The organism is Propionispora sp. 2/2-37 (assembly GCF_001298735.1).
Lineage (GTDB): Bacteria > Bacillota > Negativicutes > Propionisporales > Propionisporaceae > Propionispora.
In genome coordinates this window covers 228,331-250,205 of sequence record NZ_CYSP01000004.1, presented here as the reverse complement: position 1 = coordinate 250,205, position 21,875 = coordinate 228,331, and the positions used below count along the sequence as shown (strand labels likewise).

The 21,875-nt window shown below is 45.2% G+C and carries 18 protein-coding genes and 1 pseudogene; 18 read left to right on the top strand and 1 reads right to left on the bottom strand.

Translation table 11 applies throughout. From position 1 onward, the window contains the following. Nucleotide 1 precedes the first annotated feature (1 nt). From P22_RS05975 to P22_RS05940, 8 genes are all read left to right on the top strand, one after another. Nucleotides 2-433: a PTS sugar transporter subunit IIA domain-containing protein gene (locus tag P22_RS05975; protein WP_054259305.1), complete on the top strand. Its 432-nt coding sequence runs from the start codon at nt 2-4 to the stop codon at nt 431-433. A gap of 124 nt (nt 434-557) precedes the next feature. Continuing rightward, nucleotides 558-1,031, top strand: a complete 474-nt coding sequence (gene agaV, locus P22_RS05970; protein ID WP_054259304.1) for a PTS N-acetylgalactosamine transporter subunit IIB — start codon at nt 558-560, stop codon at nt 1,029-1,031. A gap of 75 nt (nt 1,032-1,106) precedes the next feature. Further along, a complete protein-coding gene (agaW, locus tag P22_RS05965; RefSeq protein ID WP_054259303.1) occupies nt 1,107-1,874 on the top strand; it encodes a PTS N-acetylgalactosamine transporter subunit IIC in 768 nt (255 codons plus the stop codon). Continuing rightward, entirely contained in the window at nt 1,864-2,685 is an 822-nt protein-coding gene (locus P22_RS05960) for a PTS system mannose/fructose/sorbose family transporter subunit IID (protein WP_054259302.1), read from the top strand. The genes agaW and P22_RS05960 overlap by 11 nt, the downstream gene beginning before the upstream one ends. A 143-nt stretch (nt 2,686-2,828) precedes the next feature. Further along, on the top strand, nt 2,829-3,989 hold the full coding sequence (nagA, locus tag P22_RS05955; RefSeq protein WP_054259301.1) for an N-acetylglucosamine-6-phosphate deacetylase: 1,161 nt from the start codon (nt 2,829-2,831) through the stop codon (nt 3,987-3,989). Nucleotides 3,990-4,091: 102 nt separating this feature from the next. Next, entirely contained in the window at nt 4,092-5,414 is a 1,323-nt protein-coding gene (locus tag P22_RS05950; RefSeq protein WP_054259300.1) for a class II D-tagatose-bisphosphate aldolase, non-catalytic subunit, read from the top strand. Between the two features lie 95 nt (nt 5,415-5,509). Further along, nucleotides 5,510-6,670, top strand: coding sequence for an SIS domain-containing protein (locus P22_RS05945; protein ID WP_054259299.1), 1,161 nt, complete (start codon nt 5,510-5,512; stop codon nt 6,668-6,670). Between the two features lie 155 nt (nt 6,671-6,825). Beyond that, nucleotides 6,826-8,277 (top strand): catalase, encoded by a 1,452-nt coding sequence (locus tag P22_RS05940; RefSeq protein WP_054259298.1) that lies wholly within the window; start codon nt 6,826-6,828, stop codon nt 8,275-8,277. 233 nt (nt 8,278-8,510) lie between these two features. Here the strand turns inward: P22_RS05940 and P22_RS05935 are convergent, their stop codons facing one another. Further along, complete coding sequence (locus P22_RS05935; RefSeq protein WP_054259297.1) at nt 8,511-8,963, bottom strand: MarR family winged helix-turn-helix transcriptional regulator; 453 nt, start codon at nt 8,961-8,963, stop codon at nt 8,511-8,513. A 281-nt stretch (nt 8,964-9,244) separates the two neighbouring features. On the opposite strand from P22_RS05935, the pseudogene P22_RS21110 reads away from it, so the two are divergent. From P22_RS21110 to iolN, 10 genes and pseudogenes are all read left to right on the top strand, one after another. Beyond that, nucleotides 9,245-10,267 (top strand): annotated as a pseudogene (locus tag P22_RS21110) (amidohydrolase family protein). Nucleotides 10,268-10,503: 236 nt separating this feature from the next. After that, on the top strand, nt 10,504-10,782 hold the full coding sequence (locus P22_RS05925; protein WP_054259296.1) for a DUF4405 domain-containing protein: 279 nt from the start codon (nt 10,504-10,506) through the stop codon (nt 10,780-10,782). Between the two features lie 105 nt (nt 10,783-10,887). Further along, the gene (locus P22_RS05920; protein ID WP_054259295.1) at nt 10,888-11,472 is read left to right on the top strand and encodes a TetR/AcrR family transcriptional regulator; all 585 of its coding nucleotides are present in this window, start codon (nt 10,888-10,890) and stop codon (nt 11,470-11,472) included. 60 nt (nt 11,473-11,532) lie between these two features. Continuing rightward, nucleotides 11,533-12,702: an MFS transporter gene (locus P22_RS05915; protein ID WP_054259294.1), complete on the top strand. Its 1,170-nt coding sequence runs from the start codon at nt 11,533-11,535 to the stop codon at nt 12,700-12,702. Nucleotides 12,703-13,143: 441 nt separating this feature from the next. Next, nucleotides 13,144-16,434: a UvrD-helicase domain-containing protein gene (locus P22_RS05910; RefSeq protein ID WP_235814563.1), complete on the top strand. Its 3,291-nt coding sequence runs from the start codon at nt 13,144-13,146 to the stop codon at nt 16,432-16,434. A 200-nt stretch (nt 16,435-16,634) separates the two neighbouring features. Further along, nucleotides 16,635-17,153 carry a nitroreductase family protein gene (locus P22_RS05905; RefSeq protein ID WP_054259292.1) on the top strand — a complete coding sequence of 173 codons (519 nt, stop codon included), beginning with the start codon at nt 16,635-16,637 and terminating at the stop codon, nt 17,151-17,153. 254 nt (nt 17,154-17,407) lie between these two features. Further along, nucleotides 17,408-18,277 carry an AraC family transcriptional regulator gene (locus P22_RS05900; protein ID WP_069972765.1) on the top strand — a complete coding sequence of 290 codons (870 nt, stop codon included), beginning with the start codon at nt 17,408-17,410 and terminating at the stop codon, nt 18,275-18,277. A gap of 213 nt (nt 18,278-18,490) precedes the next feature. Continuing rightward, nucleotides 18,491-19,231 (top strand): sulfite exporter TauE/SafE family protein, encoded by a 741-nt coding sequence (locus P22_RS05890; RefSeq protein ID WP_054259289.1) that lies wholly within the window; start codon nt 18,491-18,493, stop codon nt 19,229-19,231. A 315-nt stretch (nt 19,232-19,546) separates the two neighbouring features. Further along, nucleotides 19,547-20,719 carry a scyllo-inosose 3-dehydrogenase gene (gene iolM / locus P22_RS05885; RefSeq protein ID WP_054259288.1) on the top strand — a complete coding sequence of 391 codons (1,173 nt, stop codon included), beginning with the start codon at nt 19,547-19,549 and terminating at the stop codon, nt 20,717-20,719. Nucleotides 20,720-20,856: 137 nt separating this feature from the next. After that, nucleotides 20,857-21,816: a 3-dehydro-scyllo-inosose hydrolase gene (iolN, locus tag P22_RS05880; RefSeq protein ID WP_054259287.1), complete on the top strand. Its 960-nt coding sequence runs from the start codon at nt 20,857-20,859 to the stop codon at nt 21,814-21,816. The last annotated feature ends 59 nt before the right edge of the window (nt 21,817-21,875 follow it).

The window sequence follows — 21,875 nt, the reverse complement described above, 5'->3', positions numbered from 1 at the left end:
AATGAAAAAAATCATGATTGTTACCGGGCACGGGCAATTTGCCACAGCATTACAAAGTACCTTTGAACTATTGCTGGGTCCTACGGATGTACTGCATTTTGTGGACTTTACCGCTGCAGATACGGATAAATCCTTAAAAGAGTGTTTTAAGCGTATACTGGCGGCAAATGAAGACAGACAGGTTTTATTTGTGTGCGATATCCTGGGAGGGACCCCGTTTAAGGTCGCGGCGGAATTAGCCCTTCATGACGCGAATAGGGAAGTAGTGGCAGGCGTAAATGTCGGCTCAATAATTGAAGCGATTTACCAGGATGAAGAAATGCCGGTTCAGGCTTTGGCGGACGCCGTTATCAGAGCAAGCAAGAAAGCGACAGTGAAATTTGAAAAGGCGGCAATTTCCCATAAATGTTCCGGCTGTGAAAATGGAATTTAACAAGAAAGGCTAACTATAGTATTAGTTTGTTGCGCTGGCCGGGGTTTATCCCTATCGCTGGTACGCACATCATGACAATGAGAGGCTGGTTATTGTATAAGGAAAGAATAGGGGCGTGATCATAGTGCCGAACATTTTATTAACCAGGATTGATAACCGTTTGATTCATGGGCAGGTAGGCATGACCTGGACGAATCATTTGGGGGCTAATTTGGTTGTGGTAGCCAATGACAAGGCTGCAGCTGATGAAGTGCAGCAAAATTTGATGGATATGGCAGTGGCGGAAACCGTTGAAACCCGGTATTTTACGATTCAGGAAACCATTGATAAAATTCATTATGCCGCCGAAGACCAGTTGATCTTCCTGGTTGTCAAGACCCCGCAGGATGTACTGCGGCTTGTAGAGGGGCAGGTGCCTATTAAAAAAGTAAACATTGGAAATATGCACTTTAGTGAGGGGAAAAAGCAAATTTCCAGTACAGTATCGGTAGATGACGAGGATATACAGGCTTTTCACAGGCTGCATGAATTAGGCGTGAAGCTGGAAATACGCCGTGTTCCTGATGAGAACAGCCTTGACATTTTAAAATTCATTTAGTATAGAGCAAAGAAGGAACGTTTGAAAGCACGAGAGGATGACTGATAAATAGAAAATGGAAAAGGGAGGATTACTATGTTTTCTGAAGCATTAATGATTGCCCTGTGGGCCTTTATTGCCGGTATTGACTTATTTGACGGATTGATTCATATTCACCGGCCTGTTGTTACCGGGCTGGTTGTAGGTTTAATCCTGGGTGATCTTAAAACCGGACTTATTACGGGAGCTACGTTAGAGCTGGTCTGGATGGGGATGGTACCGTTGGCGGGAGCCCAGCCGCCTAATGTAGTAATCGGCGGAATCATCGGTACCGCTTTTGCCATTTTGACGCAGCAGGACCCGAAGGTGGCCGTGGGCGTAGCCGTACCTTTTGCAGTAGCCGTACAAGGGGCAATCACACTGATGTTCACCGTATTTTCCCCTATTATGCATAAGGCCGATCAATACGCCGAACAGGCTAATGTGGCGGGAATCGTCCGGATCAACTATCTCGGTATATTGTTCCTGGGGCTGTTTTATGCCATCATTGCCTTTCTCCCCATTTATTTTGGCGCTGATTTGGCCAAAAGTACGGTGGAAATGTTGCCGCAATGGTTTATCGGCGGCTTAGCCGTAGCCGGAGGTGTGATGCCAGCCATAGGGTTTGCCATGCTGCTGAAAATTATGTACAAACAAGAGTATGCAGTATTTTTGATTGCAGGGTTTATCCTGGCTACGTATCTTAAGCTTCCTTTGCTGGCTGTAGCCGGTATTGCAGTATGCGTTGCCGGCTATGACTATTACAATAATCGAAATAATGCTGCCAGGGTGGCAAAAAAGGAGGTCGGAAGCCATGGAATCTGAGATCGGCAGATATGAGGACGGCATCAGTGAAAAGGTCCTGACCAAGAAAGAACTGCATAAAATGGTCTGGCGCTCCTTCTTTTTACAGGCATCCTTCAATTATGAAAGAATGCAGGCGTGCGGCTGGCTGTACGGCATGCTGCCCGCACTGGAAAAAATTCACCGTAATAAGAAGGACTTGGCCAAATCCATGAAGCTCCATATGGAATTTTTCAATACCCATCCGTTTCTGGTTACTTTCATTATGGGGATTGTTGCGGCCATGGAACAAAATAAAGAGGACCAGGAGACCATCCGGGGAATTAAAGTTGCCACCATGGGACCGCTGGGTGGTATCGGCGATGCTCTGTTCTGGCTGACCGCCTTGCCGATTACTGCCGGAATTGGTGCGGCACTGGCTATTGAAGGCAATATCCTGGGCCCTGTTATTTTTCTGGTACTGTTTAATATACTGCACTTCGGTTTGCGTTTTGGTTTAATGAATTACGGGTATAGCACCGGTGTCCGGGCGGTTCAATCGCTAAAGGAAAATACGAAATTAGTTTCCCGAGCGGCCACTATTGTTGGTTTGACGGTGGTTGGGGCCCTGATTGCTTCCTATATCAATTTAAAACTTCCGGTAATTATTACGGCCGGTGAGGCAAAGGTGGCGTTGCAAACCGATGTATTAGACAAGGTACTTCCCAATATGCTGCCGTTTGCCTATACTGTTCTGATGTACTATTTGCTGAAGAAAAACTTTTCACCGGTTAAACTGATTGCCTTGACGGTGTTTATCGGACTGGCCGGCAGAATATGTGGAGTATTGTAACTGTTTGCCTGGGGGAGCCGCTTAGCTGCCGCTCTTCCCAAGACTACAGGGCAGGCGAGAGATGCATTGCGTGGATATAAAATTTCTGCCGCCGGACGGGAAGTTCTGAATTTCTTTAGAAGGAGGATAACAGGGAGTTCCGCATGGATACATCACATTATGCAATAACTGCAAACAAAATCGTTCTGGAAAACCGCATCATCGAAAATGGAGCCGTTGTCGTTAACAATGGGTTAATTGAAGCCATTGTTGACAGTAAAAGTCGGCTGAATGTGGGTTGTGTATGGGATTTTTCCGCAATGGAGATTTGGCCGGGACTGATCGATACTCATATTCATGGGGCAAATGGGTATGATGTCATGGCGGCTGATTTTACGGCGGTTAATGAGGTGTCTAAATTTTTGGCGAGGAAAGGCGTTACTTCCTTTGTTCCCACGGTTATGACCGCTCCGGTGGATCAGATGCAAAAAGCATTACAAAATATACATGCTTGTACCGGCCAGGTGGAAGGTGCCGAAATCTTAGGTGCGTACCTGGAAGGACCATACCTTGCCGCCAGTCACCGCGGCGCTCATCCGCAGGATTCGTTGCGCCCTGTTGAGGTAAAGGAAGTGGATGAGTTTATTAAAGCGGCGGCTCACAGTATTGTAACGGTTGCTCTAGCACCTGAAAGTAAAAATTCAGTTACATTAATCCGGCATCTAGTCCGTCAGGGGATTCATGTCGCCTTGGGGCATACCGGGGCCACCTATGAAGAAATGGGAAGCGCTTTTGCGGCCGGAGCGGATATTGCGGTCCATACCTATAATGGCATGCAGGGACTGCATCACCGCAAGCCTGGAGCCGTCGGCGCCATCTTAACCAATGACCGGGTTTATGCCGAACTGATTGCTGATTTTATTCATGTCCATCCGGCCGCAATAGACATTTTGTTTCACTGCAAACCCAAGGATAAGATTATTTTAATCAGTGATGCGATGGCGGCAGCCGGTTTGCCGGACGGGGAATATACACTGGGAACGATACCGGTGATTGTCAGGGACACGATCGCCCGTGCGCCTAACGGTTCACTGGCCGGGAGTACGACAAACCTGTTGAACTCGGTTGCGGCACTGATTAACAAAATGGCGGTTGATCCGGTTGACGCCATTAATATGGCTTCGCGCAACCCGGCCCGGCTGCTGGGGCTTGAGCGGCAGATCGGCACCATACAGGAGGGCAAGAAGGCCAATTTAGCAATTGTGGATACTAAGTTTCAGGTGGCAATGACTCTGGTTAACGGGAAAGTGGTATATCAAAGCTGATGCTTGTCCCGAACTGGTAATGACGACAGGACAACGTTGAAAATAAGATTCTATTTACACAGAAAATGATGCGGATAAAGCGTTAGTGAAAGGAGTGCTGTAATGAGTAGCAAACACCCTTTAAAACTTTTGGTGGAGCGGCAAAAGAACGGCCGGGCCTGTGGCATGTATTCCATTTGCAGTGCTAATGAATATGTAATTACTGCCGCAATGGAACGTGCCATGGCCGGCAATGACTACGTGCTGATCGAAGCAACCGCCAACCAGGTGAATCAGTTTGGTGGCTATACCGGCATGAAGCCGGCCGATTTCCGTGATTTTGTCTATTCTTTGGCGCTAAAAGCAGGGTTCCCTTACGATAAAATTCTGCTGGGCGGAGATCATTTGGGACCGTTGACCTGGCAGGCGGAAACGGCTGAAACAGCCCTGGAGAAGTCACGGGAATTAATAAGACAGTATGTTTTGGCCGGGTTTACCAAAATACATATTGATACCAGCATGAAAATGGCGGATGATTCCCTGAATATCCCCATGAGTACCGCTATCATTGCGGACCGGGGGGCCATGCTTGTCAGGGAAGCTGAACTGGCCTTTGCCCAGGTGCATCGGAATAATCCGGAAGCTCTCGAGCCGGTGTATGTCGTAGGAAGTGAAGTGCCTATTCCGGGGGGAAGCCGGGACAGCGGGGAATGTATTCACGTTACGGAAGCAACCGACTTTGAGAGTATGGTGGAAACCTTTAAGCAGGCTTTTCATCAATACCAGCTGGAAAGTGCCTGGGCGAATGTAATTGCTGTCGTAGTGCAGCCGGGAGTAGAATACGGGGATGAACGCATACATGAATACGAACGTCCTGCAGCAAGGCGGCTAAGCCGGTCTTTGCAGAAATATCCGGGGCTGGTATTTGAAGGTCATTCGACTGATTATCAGACAGCGCATGCCTTGAAGGAAATGGTGGAAGACGGAATTGCTATTTTAAAGGTTGGTCCGGCCTTAACGTTTGCTTTGCGTGAAGGCCTGTTTGCCTTAAGCCATATGGAGGCCGAGCTATTCCGGTTTAGCGCTGAAGTCGAACAGTCGCGATTTATCGAGGTATTAGATTCCTGTATGGCTTATCATCCGGAGAACTGGCTGCATCATTATCACGGCCGGCCGGGTGAAATCCGCTATGCAAGAAAATTCAGCTTCTCCGACCGATGCCGGTACTACCTGCCGGCAGTGGAAGTACAAACGGCTTTAGAAAGGCTAATGAAAAATCTGCAGTTAGTGGACATCCCTTTAACGCTGCTAAGCCAGTTTATGCCGGTGCAATATAAAAAGGTACGCGACGGGCTGCTGCAGCGGGATGCTGAGAGTCTGCTGAAAGACAGGATTATAAATTGTATTGATGAGTATCTGTATGCGGTAAAGCCCGGCAGCAGTTGATTTTATAAGGAATTGCCGCTGCTGTCCGGGAGACAGGGAACAGCGCAATACTTTATATAAATAGTATAAAAAATAAACAGGAGAGGACGAAGGAAATGAGTACTTTATTCGGTCTTACCCGGGAAGCTGTGGTAAGCAAACAAGCCAATTATACGGTGGAGGAAATTTTGCGCCAACCGACTGTCTGGAGATCCATATATGGCAAGATTGCAGGCAGAAGAGATGAGATCAAAAAATTCTTTGGAAAAGTAGATAAAAAGACCAGAATTATTCTTACCGGGGCAGGCAGTTCGGGCTTTGTGGCAGATGCCTTGGCACCGGTTATACGGAAGGAACTGGGGTTTACGCAGGTAGAGGCCATTCATACGACAGACATTGTGGCCAGTCCACAGCAGTATCTGGTGGCAGAGGCTAAGACCCTGCTGATTTCGTTTGGCCGGTCGGGGAATAGTCCCGAAAGCATTGCTGCCATTCAACTGGCCGAACAATTGATTAAAGATGTAAGGCATATTGTCATTACCTGCAATAACCAGGGGGAATTAGCCGGTTTTGCCAACGAAAGAACTTTAAATTTCCAGTTTGATGAGGCCAATGACCAGGGGTTTGCCATGACCAGCAGCGTAACAGGCATGCTGCTGGCCGCTTATGGGATTTTGAACATTGAGCAGGATTTAAGTGCCATGGTGAACAAAGTAGCAAGCCATGCGGCCGAGGTTCTCCAGAATCAGTGCCAGACTATCGCCGATACCTACCAACTCCAGGTGGACAGACTGGTAGTACTGGGCGCAGGAAATCTGTTTGGCGCCGCCAGGGAGGCTGCGTTAAAATTGCTCGAATTGACTGCAGGCAAGGTGATATCCCGCTATGATACCCCGATGGGATTCCGCCATGGGCCCAAGGCAATGCTAACGCCCCATACGGTAATCTTGTACTTTGTATCCGGCAATGATTATACTAAACATTACGATCTGGATATGTTGCGGGAGCTGTCGCAGGCCAGCAAGAATAAATTAATTGTTGTTTCAGATATATATGATGAAGCTATGGAAAAGGTAGCAGATGTGTACATTTTCAATTCACTTAGAGACAAAATAGCGGAAGCATTTTCGCCATTCATTCCACTGGTAGTAGGGCAATTATTTGCCTTGTCCGCTTCAATGCGGTTAGGCTGCACACCGGACAATCCTTTCCCGGGCGGGGAAGTGAATAAGATTGTACAGGGTGTTATCATACATCCTCTTGGAAGCACTCGTTAACAGAGAAAGCCGGATGGATGATGCCATTGGGGATGTTGCCACAGGTGAAGGCGGTTCCAGGGTCAGAGAAGCCATTAAACACGAATTCATTCTTAAATAAGGTTGGATTGAATATAATCAATCATAACATTATTTGTGATTGGAGGTGAAAGAATATGGCCAAACGATATCTAACCAACAATCAGGGGACGCCGGTCGGCGATGACCAGCATTCTTTAACCGTAGGCGAGCGGGGGCCAATCCTCCTTGCGGATACCGTTTATCTTGAGAAGATCGCCCAGTTCGACCGGGAGAGAATTCCGGAAAGGGTTTTTCATGCAAAGGGGGCCGGAGCCTATGGCTATTTTGTTCCCTACAAATCATTCGCTCACTTGACCAAGGCAAACTTTCTCCAGGACCCCGAAAAGGAGACGCCGGTTTTTACCAGATTTTCGCTGGCCGGCGGGTCGGCGGGCGGTTCCGACACAGTGCGTGATGTCCGTGGTTTTGCCGTGAAATTCTATACGGAAGAAGGTAATTATGATCTTATCTGCAACCATATTCCGGTGTTCCCGCTAAGAGATCCGCTGCAATTTCCGGACTTCGTTCATGCCGTTAAGCCGGACCCGGTTGCCAATATCCGGGGCGGGCCGATAGCGGCCAGCCGTTTCTGGGATTTCATGTCGCTAAGGCCTGAATCCATGAACTTTCTTATTTATCTATTTTCAGACATTGGAACCGTCAAAAGCTATAGAACCATTCAGGGTTTCGGAATCAACACATACAAATGGGTCAACCTGTGCGGAGAGGAAGCGTATGTCAGATATTACTGGGAACCTTGCGCGGGTGTCGAATGTATAGACAGCAAGACAGCGGCTCACCTTGCGGGTACCGATCCTGACGTGGCGAGCAGGGATTTGTTCGATACCATTGCCGCCGGGCATTCCGTCGAATTTGAGATGCGGGTGCAAACTATAAAAGTTGAGCTTGAATGCGAGCAACCGTTTGACATTCTGGACCCTACCCTCATTTGGCCGGAGCATATGTATCCTTTGATTCCGGTAGGCAGGATGGTGCTAAATAAAAATCCTGAGAATTTTTTTGCCGAAGTCGAACAGTCAGCCTTTTCGCCGGCGGCTGTTGTTCCGGGAATAGATTTTTCAAATGACCGAGTATTGCAGGGGCGTATCTTTCCCTATGGCGATACCCAGAGATATCGTATAGGAACCAACTATTTGGAACTTCCGGTGAATATGCCGAGAAATCCGGTTGACAACAAGATGCAGGACGGGCCCATGAGAAGCAGGTACAGCACAGATATCGCCAATTACTTGCCGAATACCTTAAGTGACGGAGCGCCCTTGGAAGCGCCTGAAGAAGGAAATACCCCTCAAGAGTGTATTTCTGGATGTGTGGGCCGGCAGGAAATAGCAGGAGACGACTATTATCAGCCCGGGTACAGCTATCGAAATATGTTGGGGCTGGAGAAAAAACATTTGGTATCAAATATCATAGAAAGCTTGAGTCAGGCTTATGAGCCGATTCAGAGAAGAATGGTTGACCATTTTATGCGGGCCGATAAGGAGCTTGGCAGCAGAATAGCCCAGGGATTAAATTTGACTCCATAAACGAATGGTTACAGGTAGCACTTTATTTACAAACATCCGACTGGAATGATGTTACTCGGAGGAAAGTCTCGTCAGAGAAGTGATTAAGCGCGTGAGCAGGCGATAACGGAAGAAACGAAATTAATAATGCAGTATATCAGAATGCGAAATAAATGAAAAATACCCTGAGTTTGTTACGGCAAACTTCAGGGTATTTTTACGTACCATTGCTGTCGGCAGACGTATTAAATCAATTATTTAGTACTTTGTTCCAAGTGATTTGTCTTATTAAGAATATTAACCCCGACTTTTTCAATCAGTTTTAATAATAGTTCCTTTTCTTCGTTATCAAGGTTATCCAGCATGATGTTATTCCAGGAGTCTAGCATTTCAAATAAACTATTTTTAATAGAATCCGCTTTGGCGGTAGTATATAGATTATAAGCGCGTTTATCGTTAGCACTTACCTTTCGGATGACATAATTTTCGTTTACTAGTTTGGCAACAGCTCTAGCTGTTGTAGCCTTATCGATTTTTACGATAGCTGACAATTGTTCCTGACTAATTCCGTTATTTTCAAACAAGCTAATAAGAAAAATATATTGGCCGCTGCCTAGATTATATTTTTTTAATTCTGAGTTAAAAAATATTTGACTATACCTGTAAATTAAAGAGATATGTTTTCCCAATCTGTCTTTTTGCAACATAGTTACCTCCATAACCGCCTTTAGTAAAGTTGACTATTATTCCGGTCGGCCTTGTAAAACCTGGCATTGAGTTGCTCTCTTTAGGGCCGGTGCAGTTCGCAGAAAAGTTTCATTTGCAACTATATAGAATTATATAAATAATTTCTCATACAGTAAAGAAAAACTCATCAAAATAATAGTTGTAATAGCAACTAAATTGCGCTATTATATAGTTGAGCGCGCAACTTGTTGATCATGATCATCATTAAACGGAGGCGTTGCCGGTGATTATTGATTGTAATATGCATTATCTCCCGGAAGACCTATTTTCAAATGAAAAAATACTAAATGGATTTCTCAATTGTGTTCCTAGGACTTTTGGCGAAAATGCCTATCTGGGTGTTGTAGCAGGTACCAATACCCGTCAGATTATCCTTGAAAAACCCAAAGGATATGAAAACCTGAATTATGCTGAAGGTCAATATACGTTGGAAGTTAAATTGCAGGATATGGCTGACGGGGGGATCGATAAGGCCCTTCTTAGAATACCGGTTTGGCAGGAATGGCTTCCTATCGAGATGTGCCGAATCATTAATGATGGACTGGCGGACATGGTTAAACGCAGTAACGGTAAATTTTTGGCCAATGCTGTCCTTCCACCATGGGCGAACAAAGAATGCATCTATGAACTGGAAAGATGCGTAAAGGAACTTGGCATGGTTGGTGTGCAACTTGCCTGCCATTATGGAAAACTGTATTTAGATGATGAAATCTTCAAACCATACTTTAACATATTAAATGAACTCAAGTTGCCGGTTGTTGTACATCATACCCCATTACCGGTTGAATATGAATCGATTATAAGCTATACTAACCTGCGTCGGTTTTATGGAAGATGCATCGACTAGGGGACAGCGATAGGAAGAGTGCTATTTAGCGGCATGTTTGAGGAATTTCCTAACCTTAAGTTCATTCATTCTATGCTAGGCGGAGCATTCTATGCTTTTGTTAACATTCTCCTGCCCAATGTCTCTCAAACCGGTGAAGTAATAGAACGTTTTAAAACGGATTCAGATAAGTTTAGAAAGTATCTAAAAAACAATTTGTTTTTTGATATTACGCATGCTGCGCCGTGGGGTAAGGAACAGTTAGAATGCGCCATAAAGGTATTTGGTGCCGACCATGTGCTGTTCGGTTCTTCCTATCCGGTCAGAAGAGAGTGGCTGATCAAGGGTGTCGATTTTGTTAACTCTTTGGATATTAACGAGAAAGACAAAGCGTTGGTGCTTGGCGGAAATGCCCAAAGATTGTTTCAGATTGATTAGTCTTAATGTAATACTAGCTGCATTGTTAGCGGGAGACTTGTTATACACAAGTCTCCTGGCTAATTTGCGTTCATAGTCTTTATATCTTGCACCATCTCCGGATTATTAACGGCAATTCCGGTGAATTCCTGGTCCAGTCTAAAAAATAGATACTGAAAACTCATAATATATTCTTGGGTCATACATTTGTCACGTGATTGTCTTACTATTAAATAGGAAAAAGGAGGAGATGAATTATGAGAAGAATTACATCCATTATATTGACAATTACATTCATCGTTTTAGCGGTATCAGGGGTACAGATGGCCGTGATACCCAAATCGCCCAATGCTCATCAGCAGGTGGCAAACAACTCTGGCGGCGATCAAGTAATGGCAAGGAGAGAAATGCCCTTTTATCCGAAGAAAGCTCATGAATGGGCGGGGTATCTCTTTATTGGAGCAGGATTGGTGCATATCGGCCTCAATAGAAAATCAATGCTATCTCATTTTGGTTTTAAGAACAGCAGTAAGTAATGGGTGATTATCATTAAAAGTGGGAGGGAACAGAATTAAGGTTGATATTGGAAATAAACGCATGCTACAATGTTAGTTATAATAACTAACACAGGAGGATATAAAATGCCCGACAATACATTAATGACCGCAGATAGAATTATACTGGCAGCAAGTGAATTGTTTCAGGAAAAAGGTTTTCACTCAGTGTCTATGAAGAATATCGCGTGTCAGGCTAATGTCAGTGAAATGACAGTGTTTCGTCATTTTTCTTCAAAGAAGCAGGTACTGGAAGCCGTTATAAAAAAGATGTCCTATGTGCCTCCTTTAAGGGACGTCTTTGAGGGGAAACTTTGCTGGGATTTAGAAACTGACCTGCTGTTGATTAGCGAAACCTACCAAAAAATTATGGCAGACAATCAATTGGCTTTTCTAATCACTTTGCGGGAGGAAAAAACCATTCCCGAGGTGAGTGAATTTATACGCCAGGGGCCGCCACAATTTAAGTCTTTTTTAAAGAACTATTTCCAGGAAATGATGGATAAGAAAAAAATAGTGAAAAATGATATTGAGGCATTGGCACTGGCTTTCATGGCAATTAATTTTGGCTATTTTTTCTTTAAAGTATGTGGACATGAAATGGTCAGTATTTCCGATAAGCAATATATTAAAACCGCAATTCAAATGTTTGCCAGGGGGATGAAAATTTAAAAATTTTATCAATTATGTTAGTTATACTAACTAACATATAATAAGAGGAGAGGTTTCTATATGGAAGTGGAGAAGCTTTGGACGAAAGAGTTCATTCTCAGTTGTTTATCAAATTTATTTGCTTTTATCAGCATGTATTACATTATGTCGACATTGCCGTTGCTTATAACCGAGGCGCTTGCCGGAGACAAGGAGCAGGTGGGGTATTTATTTGGCATTTTCTCGTTTGCCGGAGTTGTTACAAGACCTATGGCCGGTTATTTGCTAGATACAATGAAAAGAAAAACCATAGCCTGGATCGCGGTGGCTTGTCTGTTTTTTGTCATGTTGGCTTATAATTGGATAACAAGCCTGTCACTGCTGTTTTTTCTGCGATTCATCCATGGCGTATGCTGGGGGTTCTCGACCACATCACTTGCGACTATTGCAACAGATGCCGTTCCGTTTCGAAAGCGGGGAGAGGGGATCGGGTATTATGGCTTATCTATGTCCATAGCCATGTTTATCGGTCCGATACTGGGACTGGAGATGTTGCAGCGTTTTAATTATTCTAGCATGTTTTATATAGGAGCCGGTTTTGCAGCAGTTGCCTTGCTATGTTTATTAGGGATTAAGGGGTGGGAGGTGTGTCCTGTGTCAACTCAGAAACATAGGGGAATCATAGAAACAAAGGTACTGTCTTACGGATTAATCGTGTTTTTTCTATCTATGCTCTATAGCGGTATTTTGTCATTTATCGTATTATTTGGCAAGGAAATCGGCCTGGAAAACTCAGGAGTGTATTTCCTTGCGAACGCCTTAACTGTGATTGTCAGCAGGCCGTATGCGGGAAAAATTTTAGATAAAAAAGGGCCAATAGGGGTTATGTGTGTCGGATTCCTAACATTATTCGCTACCTTTTTGTGCCTGTTTTTCGCCCAAGGCTATTTACTGTTTATATTGTCTGCTTTGTTCTTAGGCATTGGTTTTGGAATCATCCATTCTTCTTCAATCGCCTTGGCCATCAATAAAGTCGATGCGTCCCGGCGCGGAGTAGTTAACGGAACAGTATTGACTGCTTTTGATCTGGGATTTGGGATTGGTTCCGTGCTGCTGGGGGTTTTAGCAAATTATGCGGGGCTGAAAATTATGTATCTGACAAGCGGGTTGATGGTCCTTATACCATTTAGTATTTTTTACGTAACCCATATGCTAAAAAACAAGGAAGCGGAAGTTATAAACAGTAATTGATATTCTATTTTGCGGAGAGTTAATGCTTAACAAATTGAGAAATTAATTCGGCCGCCATCTAGCCAAAACTTCCGAACTCGAACTGACTTCAATAAATAAAAGCCAATAAATATTTCTATCACCTGTTCTATATGAATATACATAATCCTAATAGTGTATATCTCTCTAGAGGTAATGCTTATTGGTTGATCGTTGCAGTTTTTGGTTATATGACAAAACCAATAAAATAATATGGAGAAAAACGGTATTATAGCAGGATTTTTGTCTTTCGATAAGAATGTAGATCAGAAAGAATGTAAAATACTTGTATATTGGGCATTTATAACGAAAAAAGACATGAAGCCCAATTCAAGGAAAAACAGGTGAGTTGTGATGTTTATAGCTGATTTTCATATACACTCAAAATACTCAAGAGCTACAAGCAGGGAATGCGTACCGGAAGTGCTCGAGTTTTGGGCGCGGCGTAAGGGGATTCATGTTATTGGTACAGGTGATTTTACTCATCCGGCCTGGCGTGAGGAATTGAAAGAAAAGCTTGTTCCTTCAGGAGAGGGCCTTTATGCCCTTAAGGGTGAGTTTCATCAAGAGGATAAAGTGGCCGGAGCGGATTTCAAGCCTCAGTTTATAGTTTCCGGTGAGATCAGTTCCATATATAAAAAAAACGGCAGGGTCAGGAAGGTTCACAACCTGATCCTTCTACCCGGCCTGGAGCAGGCCGAATCAATAGCCCACAAGCTTGAGGCCATAGGCAATCTGCGGTCGGACGGCAGGCCGATATTGGGCCTTGACAGCCGGGATTTGCTGGAGATTGTGCTGGAAGCCTGCCCTGAGACTATCTTTATTCCTGCGCATATATGGACTCCGCATTTCTCCCTGTTTGGCGCCTATTCCGGTTTTGACGATATTACTGAGTGTTTCGAAGACCTTACCGGTTACATCTATGCCCTCGAAACAGGTCTGTCTTCCGATCCGCCGATGAACTGGCGGCTTTCCGCCCTGGATAATTTTGCATTGGTATCCAATTCGGATGCTCATTCCCCGGGGAATTTGGCCAGGGAAGCCAATATTTTCAACACAGGACTGTCGTATCCGTGTATACTGCAGGCGTTAAAAAACCGCAGTACCAAGGAGTTCTACGGTACAATAGAGTTTTTCCCTGAGGAGGGCAAATACCATTACGACGGGCACCGGGCCTGCAAGGTGTGCTGGAAGCCTGCGGCTACAAAGGCTGCAGGCGGAATATGCCCGGTATGCGGCGGCAAACTTACCGTCGGCGTGCTGCACCGGGTGGAAGCCCTTGCCGATAGGACAGAAGGCTTTAGGCCACCGGCAGCCAAACATTTCGAAAGCCTTGTGCCGCTTGGTGAAATAATCGCTTCCTCTATCGGTGCGACTGCCGCCAGTATGAAAGTGAAGAAAAAATATGATCATCTGCTGCAGAGCCTCGGACCAGAGTTATTTATTCTCCGTGAGGCGTTGCTGTCTGATATTGAACTGGCGGCAGGACCTTGTATTGCGGAAGGCATTCGCAGGCTGAGATGCGGCAAAGTCGATATGCAACCCGGTTTTGATGGGGAATACGGTAAAGTGAAAGTAATGGATAAAAGTGAAATCGATACATTTTCAGGGCAGTTAGGTCTTTTGAATGAAGAGTTTCTTGCCGATACCTATTGCAAAGAACCATCGGTACTTAAGGTTGTTGAAGCGGTGCAGGCTCCGCTTCAGGTAGCGGAGACGGTACAAAGCCTAGAAGGGGCCGGTCTGCCGGGAAAATGCGGGAAACCGGCAAAAGCTGCCTCCTCGAGTCTTCCTTATGGATTAAACCAGGAACAATGGGAGGCTGTTTCCTCTTCCGAACCGGCAATAGCGGTAATTGCCGGACCGGGAACAGGCAAAACCAAAACACTGGTATGCCGTATTGCATATCTGATTGAGCAATGCGGGGTACATCCTTCACAGATCACCGCCGTTACTTTTACCAATAAAGCGGCACAGGAAATGCGCAGCCGCCTGAGACGGCATTTCGGGAACAAGCGGACGGCCGGTGCGATGACTATCGGGACGTTTCACTCGATATGCCTGCAAATATTGTCCCAATGGAAGGGTAAAAATAACATAACGATTATTGATGAATACAACGTTCGTTCCATCGTCGGGGAAATCATAAAAAATATGAATGTAAAGATTTCTCTGCGGGATGCACTGAAGGGGATTTCCTTGCTTAAAAATGGTGCACTGCCGGCAGGTGATAGGAAAGAAACGGATAGCATAGCCATGCTATGCGAGGCCTACTGCTCGCAGCTTGAGAGCTATGGGGTGATGGATTACGACGATATTCTCCTTGAAGTGCTTCACCAGTTTGAATGCGGGAGCACTGGAGACGGGGCCGGCCGCAACCTGGAGAGTTTCTGTTCATACTTGCTGGTGGATGAATTTCAGGATATCAATGAGATTCAATACCGCTTGATTAAGGAATGGGGTAAGAACAGTGAAAGTATCTTTATCATCGGTGACCCTGACCAGTCCATTTATGGGTTCAGGGGTTCGGATTTTCGTTATTTTGAAAGGTTTACCGGAGATTTTTCCGGCAGCCGGCAGGTCCGGTTAACGCAGAATTATCGCTCGACACCTGAGGTTATCGCTGCCGCCCAATCGGTAATCGCCAAAAAGGCTGCGGGAGAGCATGGCTGCTTCCTTAATCCAACCAGGGAAAAAGGCAGTACAGTGCGTCTCATAGAAAGTAATGATGAATTTTCGGAGGCGATTTTTGTTGCCAAAGAAATAAACCGCATGGTCGGTGGCATTGATATGCTGGATACGCAGACCCGTACGGCAGTCCGCAGAACCCGGCACATGGATAAGCAGGACCGGGGTTTTGCCGATATCGCCGTATTGTATCGCACCAATCACCAGGCCGGAGTTTTGGAGCAGTGTTTCTTAAAAGAAGGTATTCCGTATACCGTTATCGGGCGGGATGATTTCCTCTCCGATAAGCTGGTTCGTGAGGCAATGGCGTTTTTCAAGTTTTTGCTTAACCCCGGAGATTGTATTTCACTATTGGAATGTCTCAAAGCCAGTCGTATTTATTCGTCAGAACTAAACTTAAATATCTTGGAGCGTTATGTTGCAGGTAAGAAGGGTGTTTCAGCTCTGGAAAAGCTTTTGACAGAGATCCCTTTGCCACTTAATAAATCAGGCGACCCCGAAAAATTTGTAGAAATGCTGCAAAAATATGAACCGATCATCCATAAAGAAAAACCGTGGAAGATTATTGATTCCTGGATTAGTGATAGTAATCTGTCGGGGATAAGGTCTATGGAACTGTTTTTACATACGGCGGTTACGCATAAGGATATGTCCTCCTTTATCCAAACCCTGACGCTGGGCCGGGAAAGTGATATTGTCCGCAGCGGCAGCAAAGTTTATTCACCGGATGCGGTGGCGTTAATGACGATTCATGCGGCGAAGGGGCTTGAATTTCCGGTAACGTTCATTTGCGGTGTAAATGACGGCCTGATTCCTTTACGGAGCAACCCCCTTGACTTTGATCTGGAGGAAGAGAGACGGATTTTCTATGTCGGGGTGACAAGGGCCAAGGATGAGCTTGTCCTTATGACGTCCCGCACTCCATCTCCTTTTGTTGCCGATATGGCGGATGAACTGCTTAGTCCAGAGGCTGCTTTTAAGCCTAAGCAGGTGCCTTACTACAAACAGGACTGTCTATTCGATTAGTTAACAGACAGCCGCCGGCAATTTCGTTTTATAATAATGTGTCTATTTTCAAAGAAGTTCCAGCTTACTACGCAGAGAGTAGCAGTTATATTACTTTCCTTTTAGTGAGTATGTTACAAATTAGTGCGTACTTTTTTCCCTGTTCTATCATAGCTATAATGAATAATACTAAGAAAGAAATATGCTTGGAGGCGATTGATGTGGAATATGGTGACTTAATTTGTGAAAGGTATTCTGTACGAAAATTCAGCAGCCAAAAAGTAGAACAGGAAAAGGTGGCTGCTATTTTGGAGGCGGGCAGAACCGCGCCTACGGCTGTCAATTATCAGCCTCAACGTATTCTTGTGCTTGATTCAGAGGATAGCTTAGAGAAGCTCAAAAGTGTAACGCCCTATCATTTTCATGCGCCTTTGGCGATACTTGTATGCTACGACGCGGCTGTTAGCTGGAAAAGGTCATATGATGGAAAAGATATGGGTGAGGTAGACGCAAGCATTGTTGCCACACACATGATGCTTGCTGCTACTAATTTAGGTTTGGGAAGCACTTGGGTAGGACATTTTGATCCGGATAAGATTAAAACTGCTTTTGCACTACCGGAAAATATTATTCCGGTTGCACTATTTCCTATGGGGTATCCGGCTGAAACGAGTGTTCCCCATGCCAACCACGGCAAACGTTTTGATTTAGGTGTAACAACATTTCGCAATTCTTTTTGAAACAACTATACATAAAATCGTGCTAAAACGTTCGGTTTCTATAAAAAGCTTACCGATGCTTAATTTCTTGCAGCGGTAAGCTTTTTTTCAGCTTTCGGGCGCTTTTTGAAGAATATAATATTACAGCATTCTTTCCTTCTTCATAAACATAAAGTTTCTATTATTCAAAAATTCCGTCTATATAAAGAGGATTATTATATATAGGTCTAAAATAAGGCAATAGGAATTCGATAAAAGTGAAGGAAGGTGCTGCCATGATACAATGTTTTATGAAAGCAGATTATACATCCCATTTTGTAAACGGGACGTTGCCTCGTTTATTTTCGGCCAGCAAGATCGATTCCAGCTACAGCATCTACCCGCGTATACTGCATAAGCACGAAGACATGCTGGAAGTCTTGCTGGTGAGAAGCGGTAGCGGGGTCTATATTGTGGACGAAAAGCGTTACCCGATACAAAAAGGCGATATCATTATTTGCAATTGCAATGTCCTGCATGATGAAGACCCCACGCAAAGCAAAAATCTAAATACCTATTGCTGTACACTAACCGATGTACAGATCAGGGGACTGGATAAAAACTGCCTGATCCATAAAACGGCCTATCCGATTGTTTACAGCAACGAATTGTTTGAACCGTTGGAAAACTTAATGGGCATGATCTATTTTTTACTGGCATCCGACATAGAGAAGATGGAGGAGACCTGCTCTTACCTTGCAGTCTCTCTGCTTGCCATGCTGCTCCAGATTATACACCGGACGGAAATGGAGGATTTGCCCAAGAAGAAAAGCACGGCCGAGTTGCTGGGGATTAGCATCAAGCAGTATATTGACACTCATTATGATGAACCGCTTACTCTGCAATCCATCAGCGAAGTCATGCATATCAATCCATATTATCTGGCACATATATTTAAAGATACAATCGGCTACTCTCCCATGAGGTATATCATGCGCCGCCGTATCGGTGAAGCGCAGAGCCTGCTTATCACCACCCGGTATTCCGTTACGCAGATTGCCAATATTGTAGGCTATGATAATCCCAATCACTTTAACATTCTCTTTACCAAATATGTTGGCATGCCCCCCAGTAAATACCGCAATTCGTATATCAAGAAAAAATAAATCGCAAGATTAGTATAGAATAGTTGTGCTTTGCCCGGATTTAACCGGATTTCAGGCAAAAATTCCGCAAGATTTATATAGCGGCGCTGCAATACCGCAGTATAATAAAAGGAAGAAGATATTGTCTGCAGGTATTTTACGCAAAAATAGCATTGCATATTATTTTAGTTATGGCAGCCGCAGAACGCTGCTAGCGGAATTTAGAGGTTTACCATGATACTGTCTCTGGCTGTTTACTTATTTATTATTCAGTTCCTATCTTATACGATTAAGGGGCTGACCGGTTTCGGCAATCCCCTGCTGTCTAATCCCCTGATGGCAATGAAGCTGGATAACAGGGTGATTACGCCGGCAAATCTGCTCCTGGATCTGCCGGTCAATATTTATATGGTTTGGAAAAACCGCGAAGCGCTTGATTTGAAAATTGTTCTGCCGGTGGCTATGTGGATTATGGCCGGCGTAGTTCCCGGCACCCTGTTTTTGAAATTAGGTTCCCCCTGGGTGATCAAAGCGCTGCTGGGCATCGTGATCATTGGTCTGGGCGTGGAAATGCTGACCCGTGACAGCATTAAAAAAAGTAAAGACTATCCCCTGCTCCGGACCGTCATATCCGTTTCGTCCGGTATAATGGCCGGATTGTTTGGGATTAATATGTTATTTCTGTCCTATTTTGAACGGGTTAGTGCCGACAGACAGCAATTTCGCAGCAATGTCTGTTTTGTTTTTTTGTTGGAGAATATATTCCGCATTCTGTTATATCTGGTAAACGGTATGTTTACCTTCTATTCATTACAAATCACATTGATTTCCATTCCGGCCGCCATACTTGGTGTGTGGTGCGGCAGCCGTATTGATAAATCCATGCAGGAGCGTACGGTTAAGTATTTTATTATCGGGATTTTCATTCTTGGGGGTGTCAGCATCCTGATCAAGGCGTTGGTTTTCCGGGCATAAGCTGACCGGATACACAAAAGCTCAAAAAGATAGCGCGGCTCTTTAAAAAGAGGCATTGCAAAACCATAACAGGTTTTGCAACGCCTCTTTTTAAATATTGGAACGGAATGCTGTGTGGAGAAGACGGGATTTATTAAAATAGCAAGATTATGAAGAAATGCCGGCAAGAAAATGGTTGAATTCTGGATTTGGTTTTGGAGTAACATGAATTGTAAGAATTATAAGAATTTATAGAAAAGCAAGAATTCTAGAGAAAAAGATACGGAATCCACTTATGATTAAAGTGTGAGCAGGACATGAAAAGGAGGATACAACATGAGAGCTTTCTATGTGGAAGCAGACTGGGCTCCAAGGCCCGGTTATCAGCTTTCCGAACGCGAGCTGAGTACTAAACGGGCATTAAGAGGCAATTCCATCTGGAAAAATATTAAGGGGGCGGTGATTGATCGCCCTATGCCGAAAGGCAACGATGATCAAGTATTGATCAAAGTCGGGGTGGCCGGTATCTGCGGGACGGACGTCCATCTGCTGCGCCGGGATGAGGAGGGTTATTCCAAATATGACGGTCATTCCAAGTATCCGATTATTACCGGCCATGAGTTTTCCGGGGAAATCGTTGAGGTGGGGGAAAACGTTAAAAAACTGAAAGCCGGCGATCTGGTCGGTGTGGAATCCATGCATTGGTGTGGCGAATGTGACGCTTGCCGCCGGGGGATGTTCAACCAGTGTAAGGAATTGGATGAACCGGGACTTACCTATGACGGTGGTTTTGCCGAATATGCTGCTGTAAGGGCCAAGTATTGTTATCCGCTTAATGACATTGTCAGTTATTATGGCGATAAAATGACGGCCTTTGAGCTGGGTGCCATGATTGAACCGACCGGTGTGGCGTACAACGGCTTGTTTGTGCGCGGCGGCGGTATCCGTCCGGGCGGTCATGTGGTGGTATTCGGGGCAGGGCCAATCGGGCTTGCGGCGATTTCGCTGATGAAAACGGCCGGTGCGGCCAAATTGATCTGTTTTGAAAGTATTCCGGAACGGATTGAGCTGGCGAAACAATGTGGTGCCGACGCAGTTTACAATCCGCTGGAGTTTACATCGCCGGACGAGCAGGCACAGCTGCTCCTGGATCTCACTAATGGAGCGGGAATTTCCCTCTTTGCCGAATGCGCGGGAGCTACGAAATTCACCTATCCGGTAATGGGGAAGGCACTGGCCATCGGCGGTAAAACCGTGCAAATCGGGCATACCATCGGCATCACGCCGGTTGATATTTATAACTGGCAATGGAATGCAGCTACCATCAGCGGTTCCAACGGGCAATCCGGTCAGGGGATTTATCCGGATGTCATTGCCCTGATGGCGTCAGGACGTATTGATATGCGCAAAATGGTTACAGGACGCTATCATCTGGAAGATATTGAGGAAGGAATGAAGATTACGGCTGGTAAGGTTTTGGTTTCGACTGCGTATGAAAAGCGGAATTAGGAAAGTGACTGTTTAGCGATTAAGATTGGACGATACAAAAAGTCACCGGTCAGGGAGAAAGACGCTATACAGAGGCCAGCCGGAGTGCAAGATCATAAAAAATAAAATAGACAAATAATGCTAGGAGGAATGTAATTATGTCAAAATGGCAGATACCTGCAAAAGGTGGCAACATGGAAGCGGACAATGGAATCTACTACCAGAACATGACGAACCGGGAGGTGGAAGAACGGCTGAAACAGAACGACGTTATTTTGATTCCGGTCGGTTCCACGGAAAATCATGGACCGAATTCTCCGTACGGTGAGGACACCTATCTGGATACCCGTCTTTGCGAACAGGTAGCCAAGGCAACCGGTTGTACGGTGGCGCAGCCCATTTGGTACGGCTCCCATCCCTATCATCATCTGGGGATGCCCGGCACCATCATGATACCGGAAGAAACGCTGGCAGATTACCTTTGCTATGTCTTCGCCGGCTTCTGGAATACCGGTTTTCGCAAGATGATTGTCGTTAACGGCCATGGTCAGGATTATGTGATTCCCCTGGCTATTCATAAATTTGGCAAGAAATTTCAGGTTCCCGGTATTATCCTGTATGTTCATTTCTGGAATTGTGCTAAGGAACAGCTTGATGTCAAAGACAATGGCGGTCCCTATAATACACCGTTTATTCATGCCGATGAGGTGGAACAATCCTGGTCACTGGCATTATTCCCGGAATTCTGCAAGCAGGAATATGCTGTTGCCACTAAACCGGCACCGATGCTGCCGCCGGGACATATCAACAATTCCGCCGAACGCGGCGTGGGCCCGATCAAATGGTACAATGCTTTCGGTTCGGTAGGTATGGAGTGCATCTGCACGCCGGAAGGGGTGATCGGTGACCCTAAACTGGCCGATGCCGAAAAGGCCCGTAAAGGGGTGGAAAGGACCCTGGACTATCTGGAAAAACTGGTAAAGGATATTTTGACAACCTATCCGGCCGGCGAACTTCCGCCTATTGAAAAAGTGACCCAGCGTAAGCGCGAGGACATTGAAGCCGTTATTAAAGGACCGGCGAAGGGCGGCCGCCACATTTACACATTGACTTATTAATACCGGAATTTCTTATTGGTTTACCTTGTCAAAAGCCTGACCTATTTATAAATTTTAAG

Excerpts from the sequence above, each read along its gene's own strand:
- agaW (WP_054259303.1), top strand. The coding sequence starts at position 1,107 with ATGTTTTCTGAAGCATTAATGATTGCCCTGTGGGCCTTTATTGCCGGT.
- iolN (WP_054259287.1), top strand. The coding sequence starts at position 20,857 with ATGTCAAAATGGCAGATACCTGCAAAAGGTGGCAACATGGAAGCGGAC.
- P22_RS05960 (WP_054259302.1), top strand. The coding sequence starts at position 1,864 with ATGGAATCTGAGATCGGCAGATATGAGGACGGCATCAGTGAAAAGGTC.
- P22_RS05940 (WP_054259298.1), top strand. The coding sequence starts at position 6,826 with ATGGCCAAACGATATCTAACCAACAATCAGGGGACGCCGGTCGGCGAT.
- P22_RS05915 (WP_054259294.1), top strand. The coding sequence starts at position 11,533 with ATGGAAGTGGAGAAGCTTTGGACGAAAGAGTTCATTCTCAGTTGTTTA.
- iolM (WP_054259288.1), top strand. The coding sequence starts at position 19,547 with ATGAGAGCTTTCTATGTGGAAGCAGACTGGGCTCCAAGGCCCGGTTAT.
- P22_RS05945 (WP_054259299.1), top strand. The coding sequence starts at position 5,510 with ATGAGTACTTTATTCGGTCTTACCCGGGAAGCTGTGGTAAGCAAACAA.
- P22_RS05925 (WP_054259296.1), top strand. The coding sequence starts at position 10,504 with ATGAGAAGAATTACATCCATTATATTGACAATTACATTCATCGTTTTA.
- P22_RS05935 (WP_054259297.1), bottom strand. The coding sequence starts at position 8,963 with ATGTTGCAAAAAGACAGATTGGGAAAACATATCTCTTTAATTTACAGG.
- P22_RS05975 (WP_054259305.1), top strand. The coding sequence starts at position 2 with ATGAAAAAAATCATGATTGTTACCGGGCACGGGCAATTTGCCACAGCA.
- P22_RS05950 (WP_054259300.1), top strand. The coding sequence starts at position 4,092 with ATGAGTAGCAAACACCCTTTAAAACTTTTGGTGGAGCGGCAAAAGAAC.
- P22_RS05890 (WP_054259289.1), top strand. The coding sequence starts at position 18,491 with ATGATACTGTCTCTGGCTGTTTACTTATTTATTATTCAGTTCCTATCT.
- P22_RS05920 (WP_054259295.1), top strand. The coding sequence starts at position 10,888 with ATGCCCGACAATACATTAATGACCGCAGATAGAATTATACTGGCAGCA.
- P22_RS05900 (WP_069972765.1), top strand. The coding sequence starts at position 17,408 with ATGATACAATGTTTTATGAAAGCAGATTATACATCCCATTTTGTAAAC.
- nagA (WP_054259301.1), top strand. The coding sequence starts at position 2,829 with ATGGATACATCACATTATGCAATAACTGCAAACAAAATCGTTCTGGAA.